This window comes from Aliikangiella litoralis (assembly GCF_052495765.1).
In genome coordinates, this window is the sequence record NZ_CP199292.1 from 281,941 (window position 1) to 296,198 (window position 14,258).

Genomic DNA, 14,258 nt, shown 5'->3' on the forward strand with positions numbered 1-14,258 from the left:
TCCCATCGTTCAATAAAGTTAATGAGTCTAGTGAATTTTTTTATGCTAAATCATCAATTGATTTGTTTTGCAAATAATCGATCAGTTCTAATATTTTGTCATGTAGACATTGAGATGCAAAGGTTAAATTTTTAACAAACTCTGTTTCAGATTCATTAGTCTGATCAATTAAATTGGTAATCGATTTTAGTGCCATCATTGGTATATTAAATAACATGGCTACCCATGCTATGCCGGCGGCTTCCATTTCTTTTGCAACCGCATTATGTTTTTCTATAATGATAACTTCTTTTTCATTTTTTTCTAATGAAGATCCTGTAGAGATAACACCTGTTTTAATATGGAGGTTTTGAGCTAAACGACTTGCTTTGATTGCAGGGTATTTTCCAATAGATGATTCATCAAAACCAGCAATAGGAACGTGTCGATCATGATAAATAAAATGCTCTTCACTAACATAAACGGTTCCTATTTTTGCTCCTTGTTTAGCAAAGCCTCCTGCGGTGCCTGCTGAAACTAATAAATCAGGCTTTAATTGTGTAATTGCTTCATAAGCCATTAAAGTAGCAGCTTCGCTGCCAATGTTATCGACTTGGTGACGTTGATCTATCCCGCTAATAACCAATGAAATATGAAGGTTACCAACCTTTTGTTGAAAACATCGCATAGGTAATTGAGGGTGTAGTATATTTTTTGACTCAAGCATATTAAGAGAATTAATAATGGGCTGAGCTTCATCATACATAGCCATTAATATAACAAGATGATTGATTGGTTGGTTATTAAGTGGTTTTGTCATGATTAGTTAACTTTATTTAAAATATAAATTTCTTCGCTGTTTCGCCAATAATGATTGTAGTCCATGCCATAACCAAAAACATATTCGTCGGGTGTTTCTAATTCACAATAATCAGCTTTCATATTAGGTATTGCTTTTCGGTTATGTTTTTTTTCAACCAAAACTAAAGTTTTAACAGACGCAGCTTTTCTTTTTTTACAGTCTTGAATAATTGCTTCTAGTGTATGACCTTCGTCAAGAATATCATCAACAATAATGACATGGCGGTTTTCTAAGTTAGAGTGTGGTTCTACTTTCCATTCAATATGGCCTCCGCGAATATTTCCTCTATAACGAGTTGCATGACAATAGTCTAATTGTGCAGGAAAGTTTAATTGAGGTAATAACTGCCCTGCAAATATTAAGCCGCCATTCATTACGACTAAAAAAATAGGGTTTTTATCAGCGTAATCTGCGGTGATTTTTATTTTTAGTTTTTCAAGAGCTGAATTAATTGTATGTTTATCATATAAAATAGTTGCATTAGATTTTATCTTATTCAGTTGGTTAATATCCATAAAGTTAGCCGCTAGCTTTTAAGGTTGTTGATTCGAATAATATCTGAAACATTAACTTTTTCAGGAATTGATTTCTCGGGTTTAAAAACTTTTTCTTTATTATCTCTTTGTTCTGAGGTTTGTATATATTGGCAGTCAACACATTCTATACTTTGATCTTGAGTATTAATCACTAAAGAGTCAATTTCATTACAATTTGGGCAAGTCGCACCAGCAATAAAGCGTTGATTAGGTTTCATTACTTATCTCTTTAAATTAAAATTTTTCAATTAAGGCCTTCTAATTTTTCAGTTAATTCAAGCCACTCTTCTTCTAATTCATCAAGTTCCGTTTTTAATGTGTTAGAGCGATTCATTGTTTGGTTTAATTGATTTTTATTTTCTTCAGAATATAAATTGTTATCAGCAAGTAGACTTTCTAAACTTGACTGCTCTTTTTGTAATTGAGATATAAACTGCTCTACTTTTTTCAATCGATTGGTGAGTGGTGCTCTTTGTTGACGTTTTTCTGCTTCAATACGTTTTTGCTCTTTTTTATTTTGGGCAGAATTTTTTTTGCTTTCAGTTGCACTTTTAACATTTGCTCCCCAACGATTTTCATTTAACCACTTTTGATATTCGTCCAAGTTACCATTAAAAGGGCTAGCATGACCATTATTGACTAACCAAAACTCATCGACAACACTTTCCATGAGATTTTTATCATGCGCAACCAATATAACTGCGCCATCATAATCTTGTAAAGCTAAAGATAAGGCTTCACGCATTTCAATATCAAAGTGATTGGTTGGTTCATCAAGCAATAACAAGTTAGGTTTTTCCCAAGTGATCATTGCTAATACTAAACGAGCTTTTTCACCACCAGAAAAACCATTGACTTTATCTAAGGTTTTATCTCCATGAAAAGCAAATCCACCAAGAAAGTTTCTGGCATCTTGTTCGCTAATATCACTGCCTAGAGATTGAATATGCCAAATAGGGGATTGATCGAGATTAAGCTGTTCAACTTGATGTTGTGCAAAATACCCTGCGTTGAAGTGTTTGTTACGATTAAGCTCACCACATTGTGCTTTGAGTTCACCACATATTAATTTGATTAGTGTTGATTTACCCTCACCATTTCTACCTAATAATCCTATTCTTTGACCCGCTAATATTCGCATGGTGATATCAGAAATAATAGTTGTATCATCATAGCCAACATTAGCATGATCAATACTAATCAATTCGGTAATATTCTTATTAATTGGTGCAAACTCAAAACCAAACTTAGTCCGAATTTGTACGGCACTGATTTTATCCATTCTTTCTAATGCTTTAACACGACTTTGTGCTTGTGTTGCTTTACTGGCTTTGGCTTTAAAGCGTGTAATAAATTTTTCCAAGTGCTCAATCTCTTTTTGTTGTTTTTCAAATTGAGCTTGTTGTAAAATTTCTTTTTCATGCTTTTGTTTTTCGAAACTAGAGTAGTTCCCTACATATTGATTAATTTTTTGATCATTGAAATGAAGTATGTGGGTACAAAAACTATCTAAGAAATCTCTGTCATGAGAGATAGTCATTAACATGCCATCATATCTGCGTAGAAAATCTTGCAGCCAAAGCACAGCTTCAAGGTCTAAATGATTGGTCGGCTCATCAAGTAATAATAATTCGGCAGGCTGAATCAATGCTTGAGCCAAGTTGAGTCGCATTCGCCATCCACCTGACAATGCCTTAACGGTTGATGCCATTTGTTCTTCAGTAAAGCTAAGTCCTGTAAGTAATTTTGCGGCTTCAGCAGGTAAAGACCAACCATTAATAGCTTCTAGTTGAGCATGAATTGCTGCCATCTCATGGCCATTTTCTTCTTGCTCCGCTTTTGTTAATGCCTGATTGAGTTGAGAGTATTCCGAATGGCCTGATAAGACATAATCAATAGCTGTTAATTCACTACCAGGAGTTTCTTGCTTGGCTGAACTTATCACCCATTTGGATGGAAACTCTAAATCGCCATGCTCTGGCGCTAACTCATTCTTGAGCATCTGAAATAAACTTGATTTTCCACAACCATTTTTACCGACAATACCGATCTTATGGTCAGGATATAAAGTGAGGTCAACCTGACTCAGTAGCTGTTTACTACCTTGAAATAAGGATAATTTTTTGAAGCGTATCATTATATTTAATAGATTCAGTTAGTATTTAGGTTGTTTAGGCGTTAATTATCGGATTTTACCATAGGAGATTGTTATTTGTCTGGCGAATGTTTTATGAGATATAAGTAATAATCAGTAGGTTTGTCAATAAATTTAAAATGTATAGCGGAGGCTTCTGCGACAGTAGTCTGCCTGTTATTAGTGCTTAATTATAATGACATCAAGCAGAAAGTTTAATGACTCCACTTGGATTTATAAGGTTATTAGAATAAATATCCAGTTTTTATTGATTTTTTAACGGAATATGGATAAGGTTTTTAAGTTTTAATTTTAATGAAAAGGGAATATATTTTGAACAAGATTGCCATCGTTAAACTCCTTATTATTACTGTTGTTTTTGTTTTTATTTTAACTTCTTGCGCTACTCGGGTTTCATCTATCAAATTAGATCAAGATATAAAGCTAGAGCAAGATGAAGGCTATTTATTAATTGAGGTTGATACAAAGCGTAGCTTGTATAAAATTCTATTAACGGGGCAAAAAAAAATATACTTAACAAAAGATGATTTAAAAGCTGGCAGTAATTATATATTCATTAATTTACCTGCAGGTGATTATCAAATAGAAAGGATTTATACAAATTATTATTCTAGGTTTAGTTTTAAAAATGAATATTGGAATTTTAGTGTCAAACCTAGGATGATTAGTTATGTAGGAAGCCTTCAAGTTAAGGCTAACTATTGGGGAGGCGTTGCATCATTTGAATTAATTAATAATTCTTCACTAGCGCTAGAGTATTTAGAAGAAAAATTCCCTAATGTTCTGGAAAATCGCTTAGTTGAATATAGCGGTCCAGGGGAGGATAGGTTTTTTAGTCATGTAAGAAGTACTCCTTCAACTGTTCAAGGAGTAAAACAATGAAAAAATTAATTTTAATCATTTTAATTTTTACTATCTCACGTTTAGCCTTAGCTGATATTGTCCCTATTAATGAACTTTTTGTTTCGCCAGATATTTTTTCAATTAAATTAAGCCCAAATAGTCAGGCTTATGTCAGCCATTTTAATGAAAAAAAAGGTGAGAAGTTAGTTTATTTTGATATTAAAAATAAAAGTTTTTTCGCATTAGTTGGGTTTCCTGATGGGGGTAGCTCTTATTTGAAAAACTATGAATGGGTTGATAATGAAACTTTATATATCGAGTTTAAGCGAAAAAATGGTAATGGTTTAGAAGAAGCTTTTTTATATATAAATAATCAAACAAAAAAGGCCAAATTGAAGTTGATTAAAGGTAAAGGTTATATTGTTAGCTATTTGGAAAATAAAAAAGGGAAAGTACTTTATGCTCATAAAAATAAATATTCAAATTATCATTTATATGAAGCGACTTTAAAACAAGTAGAAAATAATCAATTTAAAACAGCTAAAGTATTTGAACAAGAACTTGATGATGCAGATGTTTATTTTTCAGATGAAAAAAATGAGATGTTAATGGCTCTAAAGATCGAAGGTGATAAAATAAATTTTTATTATTATGATAAGCAAAAAAAGTGTTGGAGTTTGTTTTATCATTATGTTGAGGCCGATTATTATTTTAGTCCAATTGGTATTATTGATAAAAATAAGTTGGCGGTTTTGAGTAATAAAGATGCTGACTTAATTGGTTTGTACGAATTTAACATAAAGAATCAACAGGTTGGTAAGTTAATATATCAGCATTCGCGATATGACTTAACTGGTGCAAGCATCAACAGTAAAGAAGGTAAAGTTGACTTTGTTCGATATGTTGAGCATGGTCGTTTAGTCACTCAATATTTTTCTGATGAAGACGAGAAGTTAAAAAAATTAATGAAAACAGCTTTTAAAGGCAAACAAATAATCACAGTGTCTAAAAAAGAGAACAGTCAATTTAGTATTATTAAAACATTTTCTTCAAACGACCCAGGGCATTATTACTTGTTTAACAAAAAAACACTAGTAGCTGAATTGATTGCGACTCAATTTGAAAAATTAAAAAAATACACTTTTTCATCATCAGAAGTTTATGAAGTTGATGTGGAAAAAGCTCATAAAATAGAAGCTATTTTAACTCGGCCTCAAAAAAATTCTAATGGTGTTTTATTAGTTATTCCACATGGTGGTCCCATAGGTGTAAGAGAATTTGATACCTTTGATCGTGAAACTCAATATTATACGAGTCGAGGTTATTCTGTTTTAAAAGTTAATTTTCGCGGCTCGAGTGGTTTTGGTAAACGTTTTCAGAATGAAGGTGTTGGAGAGTTTGGTAAAAGTATTGAAAAGGATATTACCTCAGCTGTTAATTTTGTGAAAAGCAAATATGCGTTTAAAAAAATGTGTTCGATGGGAGCAAGTTATGGTGGTTATTCTGCTATTATGCTAGCAATTGCGCAACCTAAAGAATATTCCTGTGTTGTTGCAATGTATGGTATTTATGATTTGCCGCTTCTATTTAATCAATCTAACTTGAATTTAATTGAAGAAAATCGTGAAAGTATTGAAAGAGCCGTAGGTAAAATGCGAGATGAGCTTTGGGACTATTCTCCTTTTTATTTTATTGAAAAACTGAAAGCGCCATTGCTTTTGATTGCTGGAAAAAAAGACGAGATTGCAGGGTTTGAACAATCAAACCGGTTAAAGTACAGACTGAAACAGTTATCTACTGATTATGAAACTATATTTTATAATAATGCTGCTCATGGACATCATACCTGGTTTGGTGATAGACATGAATTAATCACTATTGATAATTTTATTCGACGTAAATTAAAATTAGATGATCTTAGAGGTAACAATATTAATGAAATAAAAAAAACTGAAAGCCTTATTCTAGCTGATGGGCACAATGATAAATACTTTTTAGATGAAAATTCAGAGATTTCGTTTAATCAATATAAAAAATCAGCAGAGCTTGGTAGTGATAGGGCACAGTTTAATGTTGGTTCTTACTATCATCAAGGTAAGTTTGTTAAATATGATATTGAAAAAGCGGTTTATTGGTATAAAAAGTCGGCTGAAAATAATTATAAAAATGCTAGTTATAGGCTTGGAAAAATGTATTTGAATGATAGGCTTGATATTTATAATGAGTCTGCTTCCTATCTGTTTTTTGAGCGAGCTGAAAAACAAGAGCATGAATTAGCTTACCTAGAAATTGCAAAATCAAAATGTCTTGGTTTAGGTGTAGAGCAAGATGTGGATAGTTGTTTTAAAATACTTAAGCTTGATCAAACCAAAAGCAAGAAGTCATATAGTGAAAAAGAACGTGATCGACGAAATGAGATATTGTCAGAGATTATATGGCATCCTAAATTTAAAACTATAAGCTTTAATAAAGTAAAAGATTTTTTCAGAGAACTTTTTGAAATAGAGTTAGCTAGTGTAAGTGTGGAAGTAGAAGGTGAAGGTTTATTTAAATTGGGGCGATACACTTATAAATACATTCTCGATGATGAAACTAATATTGTTCCTATTAAATTTAATGCAACATTTGGCTCTGTTTTGACTTTTGAAACAGATGATGAACTGGATGATGATGCTCAAACAGTTATTAAATATCGTTGGGTAACTCCTGAAATGTTTGATAAAAACGGAGTTAGAACCAAAGAACAAATTGGCTTGCGTTATCCTAAAATTGGTAAGAAAATGAATTTTATTTATTTTCTTAACAGAGACGAAGAATTGATCGAAGGAGAATGGAAGTTAGAGATATATACGTTAGATAATGAACTATTATATGAAAAAGTTTTTTATACTAAAAAATCTGATTATTAATAAGTTTAAATAAAAATTTGTCTGTAGTTTTATTTAGAAAATTAATTTTTTAAATAGTTTATTCACCCTCTACTTTAAGGTGAGGGTGAATGTTTCTTTAGATTTTTATAGCTTTCTAAAACCGTCCACAATCCACTTTAATACTTTCTGAAGTTATTGATTGAGAGGAGTCACTAGCCAAAAATAAAGCTGTTTGAGCAACATCTATAGGATCAACCCAGCGTCTTAATGCGGCAACATCAGTGTAATTTTCTTTAATAATATCGCTTGCAGGGCGCTTTTCTGCGACTGCTCTTTTGGCGATCACCTTATCCATTAGTTCCCCACTAACTGCGCCAGGGCAAATAGCGTTCACTCTAACACCATAAGGACCAACCTCTCTAGCTATTGCTTGAGTAACGCCAATAATGGCAAACTTGGTTGCACTGTATGCGCTACGCATAGGGTAACCTTGTAAACCCATTAAAGAAGACATATTAATAATTGAGCCGCTACCTTGTTGGGTCATTATTTTTGCGGCTGCTTGCAGGCAATGTATAACACCAAATAAATTGACATCGACACATTCACGCCAGGCTTGCATATTAACCTCACTCAGGTTAGCAACAGGTCCACTTTGACCTGCATTATTAACTAATACGTCAAGTTGACCATACTTATTGATGATCTCATTGAATAAGGCTTCTACTTGTTGCATATTGGTGACGTCACAAGTAATGGCTCGTCCGTTAGTTTCATCGGCAACAGCTTGAATCGTTTCTAATTGACGTCCAACGACAATAACTAATGCACCTGCATTAGCGAATGTTTGCGCAATTGCTTTGCCAATACCTGTGCCACCACCAGTTACCACTGCTACTTTATTAACCAGAGAAAAGTTATTTTCTTGTTTTGAGTCATTCACATTTAATTCCTATTGGATATTGTTGGTAAATCTAGCAGGATCAAATAAGGGGAGTTCAGGTTCTTGCTGTAAAATAAAATCTCCCATTAGTTGACTAATATAAGGGCCGATTGTATAGCCGCCTCTGACACAGCCAAGTACAAATAAATTATTAAAGCCAGGTATTGCTCCTGCTAGTGGATAGAAGTCTGGTACATTGGCCTCATAACCTGTCCAGCTACGTAAAATTCGAATTGAGTTCAATGCTGGTAATGTATACTGAGCCAGCTGTATATTGGGAATGAGTGTTTCGAGAGAAACTTGGCCTGAACCTCGCTTAGGTTTACCTTTGCCTTGCCAACCTCCACCAATTAAAATTGTGCCGTTGGCTTTTTGTTTCATTGTTAACAGTCCAGTTGCATGTCCAGTAACACCATTCAGTAACGGGCTGGTTTTTTCTGTCACTGACACAGTGTTTACTCGAGCTTTAATTGGTAAATTAATATCTAATAATTTAGCAGTAGATTTTAGCCAACCTCCTGTTGCTAAAAGTAGTCGTTTAGAATGAAACAAACCTTTATTCGTCACGAGTTTATAATGGCCGTTGTCATATTCTATATGGCTAACTTGACAAAATTCTCGGCAGTGTATTTCGGCTTGTTGTATTTGGGTTCGATAAAAATTGCCTGTTAGACTTGAGTTGGCATAACCGTCTTCAGGACAATAACTTGCGGCTTTTATTTTAGAAGTCAGATTGGGTTCTAAGTGAGTTATTTGCTGCTGTGATAAAAAGGTAATAGGTGCGCCCGCTTCTATTTTCTTTTGCATTCGAGAGTGAAGGAGCTCTTCTTCTCGCTCATTAAAAGCGAGTGTTATCCCACCAGTTTTACAAAAGCCAACCTGACTACCTGCCTTTTCCCATAATTCATGCCCTTTTAGTGCATAAGCCATTAAAGCGACTCTTTTGATTTGTAGAGACAAGGTACCGGCATTAACACCCGAAGCACCTGAGCCCAGCTCAGATTGTTCTAATATCAAAGGACGCATACCTCCTTGTGCTAGTCTTAAAGCCGTTGCACATCCCATAATCCCACCGCCAACGATTATAATATCTGGTTGTTGATTCATTCTGGCGCTGGCTCCGGTATAGGAAGATCGTGATAATCAAAATCTCCAACTAAGGATTTGACTGGAATGGGTCTAATAGGGGGACGGCTTGTTGCCATATTAACATCTTGTCGTCGACATCCGGTATGATGCGCAATTATCATCGTGACTGTTTCTCGGCAAAATCTACCGCCGCAAGCTCCCATTCCACATCGGCTTGCAGATTTAACTCCATTTAGTGTTGAGTTTCCTTGAGTAATCGCATTTTCTATTGCTTGACGAGTTAAGCCTTCGCAGCGACAGACGATTGTTTGTGGAGAAATAATTTCTAATATACCTTTTCTTGGAGTACATAACTCTGTCATAGCAATAGCAAACTGTTGTGCTTTAATTAATTGCTTTTTTAATGAGTAGTAAAAATTGATATACTCATTATTATTTATTTTTTTGCTATCTTTAAGTGCAGATAAAGCAGCAATTTTTCCTTGCAGTGGAGCTGCTTCTGCACCCTGAATTCCACCTCCGTCACCGCAGACATAAACGCCTTTTACCGAGCTTCTTTGCCCGCCATCTAGTCGAGGGTGCCAACTGCCAACCGATTCATTGAAATAATGTTCGATATTGAGCAATTGGGTCAGTTCTGTTGAAGGCAATAAGCCATGACCCAGACAAACAGAGTCTGCGGTCAGTGACAATTTATTTTTGAGTTCGGGATGCCAGTTATCATCAACAGGGGCTAATATTACCTCTGTGACTTGTTTATCGCCCTTGATATCAACTAGGCTATGTTGGCTAAAAATTGGGACCTTATGTCTTTTTAAATTAATGATCCAACTTGCGCCTTTGAGTAATAAGCTGGGTTTGGCTAACATATTCGGTAGTTGTTTTAACCATTGTTTGCTATTGGATAAATCAACTAATGCTTTAACTTGTCCACCCGCTTTAATGATCTCATTTGCAACTAAAATTAATAAAGGACCTACGCCGGCAACCACCACATTATGTCCTGGTAATATTTTATGGGCCTTTAATAAAATAGTAGCAGCTGCAAGGCCTGTTACTCCTGGTGTTGTCCAACCGGGGGTAGCAAAAATACGTTCTTGTGCGCCAGTAGCAACGATTATTTGCGGCGCGAATGCTTCAAATAAAGTTTCATCGATATGAGGCAATATGTTAGGGCTAGTTGCATTGTTATTAGCCGAAGTCATATTATTCGTTGGGCCAACACTCGCAATGTGAAACTGTTTTTCTTTTTGAGTAACAAACCAGACTCTGTGTTCAAATTTGGTTGTTACTTGAGTTTGGGCTAATGCTTGTCTAAGTTTATTGCCTTGTTTTTGTTCTGGTGAATTTTTGGTTGCAATAATAGATTGATTAAGGTGACGATAAACTTGACCACCGCCTTCGGGAGATTCGTCAAGTAGTAATACCTTATACCCATATTGATCAGCGGTAATGGCCGCAGAAATTCCCGCTGGTCCTGCCCCAATAATAATCAAATCATAATTATTCATTATTGAAGTTGACACTGTAAACTTTCATGTCTGGCATAACATGAGTACGACAAGCTTCATAATTTTGTTCATTAATTTTGACTAAGCACTGTTGACAGACACCCATTGCGCAAAATAAACCGCTTCCTGTCTTATTTGCGGCGTTGTAACTTAGCGTTCTTATTTCATTAGCTAGCAATGCTATTGCAATGGTTTCGCCTTGGTGGGCAGAAATTAATTGGTTATTAAACTCAAAATTAATTATCTGAGAACGTTCAACTCGACGAGTAATACGTAGTGACTTGTTGGGCGAAGTATTTTTTTGATTTTTTTTTAAAAACATAATTTAAAATACTTTTTAATATGATGAGTGGGGGATTTCTAATTCATCAAGCAATACCCGTAAACGATTTGATTCCGCTGTTGTTAAAGGTAGTGTTGGATCTCTAGGTACACCAGCAGGTTGGCCTATTAAATTTAATATGGCTTTAAATGAAGCTGGCCAGGTACCTACGCTCATTAAGGCTTCATATATTCGAGTTAATTTAAAATGCAGTTGTGATTGCTGTATGCCAGGTTTACCTAAGGCTAGTTCTGTCAGGTTTCCAGCTTGTGTTCCCAGTAGTTCGGGACCCGTTGCGATAAATCCTTTTGCTCCCAAGGCAATACCCGGAAAAATATAATGGCATGGACCGATCATGATAGATAATCTTTCTGAAAATTTTTCCAATAAATGAGTATGGTGAAAAAAATCTCGGTGAGACTCTTTGATACCAATAATATTAGCTACATTTAAAATCGCATCTAAATCATCTAAACCAAGAGAAAAACCGACACGGCGAGGTGAATTATAGATAATAATTGGTAAATCACTCGCTTGTGAGATCATCTCAAAACGGTTTGTCAGTTCTGCTTGTGAGGCTTTCAACACATAAGTTTGTGGCATAATCAGTAAACCATCAGCACCAGCTTCGGTTGCTGCAATAGCATTTTCTATTGTTACTTTATTTTGAGTGGCTGTTGCACCTGTAAAAACAGGTATGCGTCCCTGTGTGACTTTAAGTGCTGCTTGGGTAAGGGCTGCACGTTCTGTAACACTTAATGTCCAACTTTCTCCATTATCTGCTGCGACACAAATACCTTGTGCGCCAAGAGTCACTAACCAAAGGACTAATTCTTCAAAAGCGTCATACATAATTTCCCCGTTAGCTGCAAATGGGGTAACAACCGCTGGAACAAAACCTTGAAGGTTATTTTTATTAATTAGAGACATTTTTTCAACCCTGATTTTTAATTATATTAAACTATAAATTTTTGATATCTATTTGGTAAATTGATCCTGTTTGTGCTTCAACAATGGAAAGTATTTGTTCTTGTTCTCCGCTAAAAGCTAGACTAGTTGTCCAGAGTCCTTCAGGCATTTTTATTTGAGCGATTAAGTCACCAATAGGATCAAAAAGCCAAGCTCGCCCTGCTTGTGCATGAGCGACTGCTAATAGGCCTTGCTGATTAATGGCAAGACCGTCAGGACCTAAACCGCCAGATAATTGAATATAACAACCAGTCATGGGCATGAGCGACTTGGGCGCTTCTGCGAGTAGCTTCCACACAGCATTAGCACGAGTTACAGCTAAATAAATTTGTTGATTATCTGGGCTTAAAGCAATGCCATTCGGATAAGGTATGTTATTTAATATTAACTCTAATTGCCCTGAATTTTTTAAACAAAAAAGACGACCACTGGCATCTGATAAACTACTACGACCTGAATCGGAAAACCAAATATCACCATTACGGGCAACACATAAATCACTTAAACCTCTAAAGTTTTCTGTATTATATTGATGACAAATAACGGAAAGTTTCTCTTTTTTATTTTGCGGGTTAAAATGTAATAAGCCACGTTGATAATCAGTCAGAATAAAACCATTATCTGGGTGGTTAGCCAGTCCATGAGGCTCTCCATTATATTGATAATTAAGCTGCCAGTGACCGTCTGGGCTCACGCAAAATATTCTTCCGTAGGGGACATCAACTAACCATAAATTTTTTTGCTTGTCGTAGATTGGACCTTCTAAAAATGAGTGTAAGTTTTGTCCTGGGCGTGTTGTTTTAACCCAATTGGTTGGTTTGCCCTGATAATGATATTGTGTAGGTAAGCGGCTAAATAATTCTGCATAAACAACTTTTGATGAGCCTATCATTAAATAATCCTATCACTTTTTAGTTGCTCAATTTCAGTTTTATTGAAGCCTAGCGAAGCTAAAATTTCTTGATTATCTTGCCCAACTTTAGGTGGAGGGCTAGTAATTTGTGGGCCATTATGTGAGTAAGAAAAAGGAGCAACCGGAACTTTTACTGCGGCAGCTTCATTGGGTTCTTGTGGTAATTCATGAAATAAAGCACGCTGTTCTAAGTGTGGCATTGAAACCGCTTCACTCACGCTTCTAACTTGTTCGGCAGGTATACCTATTTGGTGAAATATTTGCTCCCATTCTTGTGCAGTTTTATTAAGAAGCAAGTGAGTTAACTTGATTCGCATTGCTTCACTATCTAACCAAAGTTGCTCCCAAGAGTCGAGGTCACTCCACTCTGGTACATTAAAATATTGCCAGAGACGGTTGTTTTGCCGAAAATTAAATGCGCCAAGCATAATTTGGCCTTTTTTAGTCTGGTAATAACCTAACCCAGCTTCATTTTTTTGGGGAGCGTAAGACTGTGTTTTGCATGATTGTTGATACAGCTCTGCACTAACTTCTGGTGCCATCAGTGTTAAAGCGGTATCTAACATAGCACAGTCAATGTATTGACCTTGATTAGTTAAACTGCGCTGGTAAATTGCAGCAGAAATAGCAAAGGCAGCGCTGTAACCTGTCGCGTAGTCGACAAAAGATGCTGCTGTTTTAATTGGTTGGCGGTTATTTCCTGTTTTTTGCATTACACCGCAAGCCGCTTGGATGATATTATCATAAGCATTGGTGGATGAACGTGAGTTGTTTTGTCCAAAGCCAGTAATAGAGCAATAGATTATTTGTGGATTTATCGCTTTAATGGCTTCATAGCCCAGTCCCAAATCATTGAGTACACCGACCCTGTAATTTTCAACCAATACATCGGCGGTTCTAGCCAGCTTTTTTAAAATGCTTTGTCCATCAACAGATTTTAGGTTGAGCGAGAGGGCTTTTTTATTACTGTTTTGAACTCTGAAGTTAATACCATATTGCTGTTTATTTTGAAATTGATCTGGCCCTCTACCTCTAACGCAATCAGGTGAGCCCGGAGGTTCAATCTTAATGACTTTAGCGCCTAATATAGCTAACTGGTAGGTGGAGAATGGTCCTGCAAGAACATGCGTTAAATCAAGTACTGTAATATTTTCAAAGGGCTTAGTCATATTAACCTGCTCTAATTGATAAAGGTTATGCAAAAAAATACTACTCTTTATTTATCATGAAACAATAAAAACGCTGTAAAGGAATCATTCGTTTTGA

13 protein-coding genes are annotated in these 14,258 nt (G+C 35.4%); 2 read left to right on the top strand and 11 right to left on the bottom strand.

Annotated elements, in window-relative coordinates; genetic code table 11:
- Positions 1–40: 40 nt before the first annotated feature.
- Genes ACT5E3_RS01225 through ACT5E3_RS01240 form a run of 4 tightly spaced genes read right to left on the bottom strand, consistent with a single transcriptional unit; the run spans position 41 to position 3,514 of the window.
- Positions 41–799, bottom strand: coding sequence for a phosphorylase family protein (locus tag ACT5E3_RS01225; RefSeq protein WP_444996504.1), 759 nt, complete (start codon positions 797–799; stop codon positions 41–43).
- A gap of 2 nt (positions 800–801) precedes the next feature.
- Positions 802–1,356 carry a hypoxanthine-guanine phosphoribosyltransferase gene (locus tag ACT5E3_RS01230; RefSeq protein ID WP_444996505.1) on the bottom strand — a complete coding sequence of 185 codons (555 nt, stop codon included), beginning with the start codon at positions 1,354–1,356 and terminating at the stop codon, positions 802–804.
- Between the two features lie 11 nt (positions 1,357–1,367).
- Positions 1,368–1,595 carry a YheV family putative metal-binding protein gene (locus ACT5E3_RS01235; protein WP_444996506.1) on the bottom strand — a complete coding sequence of 76 codons (228 nt, stop codon included), beginning with the start codon at positions 1,593–1,595 and terminating at the stop codon, positions 1,368–1,370.
- Positions 1,596–1,621: 26 nt separating this feature from the next.
- Positions 1,622–3,514 (bottom strand): ABC-F family ATP-binding cassette domain-containing protein, encoded by a 1,893-nt coding sequence (locus ACT5E3_RS01240; RefSeq protein WP_444996507.1) that lies wholly within the window; start codon positions 3,512–3,514, stop codon positions 1,622–1,624.
- Between the two features lie 312 nt (positions 3,515–3,826).
- On the opposite strand from ACT5E3_RS01240, the gene ACT5E3_RS01245 reads away from it, so the two are divergent.
- Together ACT5E3_RS01245 and ACT5E3_RS01250 are read left to right on the top strand one after the other, a co-directional pair.
- Positions 3,827–4,414: a hypothetical protein gene (locus tag ACT5E3_RS01245; RefSeq protein ID WP_444996508.1), complete on the top strand. Its 588-nt coding sequence runs from the start codon at positions 3,827–3,829 to the stop codon at positions 4,412–4,414.
- A complete protein-coding gene (locus ACT5E3_RS01250) occupies positions 4,411–7,284 on the top strand; it encodes a prolyl oligopeptidase family serine peptidase (protein ID WP_444996509.1) in 2,874 nt (957 codons plus the stop codon). Before ACT5E3_RS01245 ends, ACT5E3_RS01250 begins: the two co-directional genes overlap by 4 nt.
- 115 nt (positions 7,285–7,399) lie before the next feature.
- Here ACT5E3_RS01250 and ACT5E3_RS01255 read toward each other — a convergent pair whose 3' ends face one another.
- The 7 genes from ACT5E3_RS01255 to ACT5E3_RS01285 are packed head-to-tail and all read right to left on the bottom strand — an operon-like array spanning position 7,400 to position 14,161.
- Positions 7,400–8,188 (bottom strand): SDR family NAD(P)-dependent oxidoreductase, encoded by a 789-nt coding sequence (locus ACT5E3_RS01255; RefSeq protein WP_444996510.1) that lies wholly within the window; start codon positions 8,186–8,188, stop codon positions 7,400–7,402.
- 9 nt (positions 8,189–8,197) lie between these two features.
- Positions 8,198–9,295, bottom strand: a complete 1,098-nt coding sequence (locus tag ACT5E3_RS01260) for an NAD(P)/FAD-dependent oxidoreductase (protein ID WP_444996511.1) — start codon at positions 9,293–9,295, stop codon at positions 8,198–8,200.
- Positions 9,292–10,803 carry an FAD-dependent oxidoreductase gene (locus ACT5E3_RS01265; protein ID WP_444996512.1) on the bottom strand — a complete coding sequence of 504 codons (1,512 nt, stop codon included), beginning with the start codon at positions 10,801–10,803 and terminating at the stop codon, positions 9,292–9,294. The genes ACT5E3_RS01260 and ACT5E3_RS01265 overlap by 4 nt, the downstream gene beginning before the upstream one ends.
- Positions 10,781–11,110: a (2Fe-2S)-binding protein gene (locus ACT5E3_RS01270; protein ID WP_444996513.1), complete on the bottom strand. Its 330-nt coding sequence runs from the start codon at positions 11,108–11,110 to the stop codon at positions 10,781–10,783. Before ACT5E3_RS01270 ends, ACT5E3_RS01265 begins: the two co-directional genes overlap by 23 nt.
- A gap of 15 nt (positions 11,111–11,125) precedes the next feature.
- Positions 11,126–12,040, bottom strand: coding sequence for a dihydrodipicolinate synthase family protein (locus tag ACT5E3_RS01275; RefSeq protein WP_444996514.1), 915 nt, complete (start codon positions 12,038–12,040; stop codon positions 11,126–11,128).
- 31 nt (positions 12,041–12,071) lie between these two features.
- Entirely contained in the window at positions 12,072–12,971 is a 900-nt protein-coding gene (locus ACT5E3_RS01280; RefSeq protein ID WP_444996515.1) for an SMP-30/gluconolactonase/LRE family protein, read from the bottom strand.
- Entirely contained in the window at positions 12,971–14,161 is a 1,191-nt protein-coding gene (locus ACT5E3_RS01285) for a CaiB/BaiF CoA transferase family protein (RefSeq protein ID WP_444996516.1), read from the bottom strand. Before ACT5E3_RS01285 ends, ACT5E3_RS01280 begins: the two co-directional genes overlap by 1 nt.
- Between the last annotated feature and the right edge of the window lie 97 nt (positions 14,162–14,258).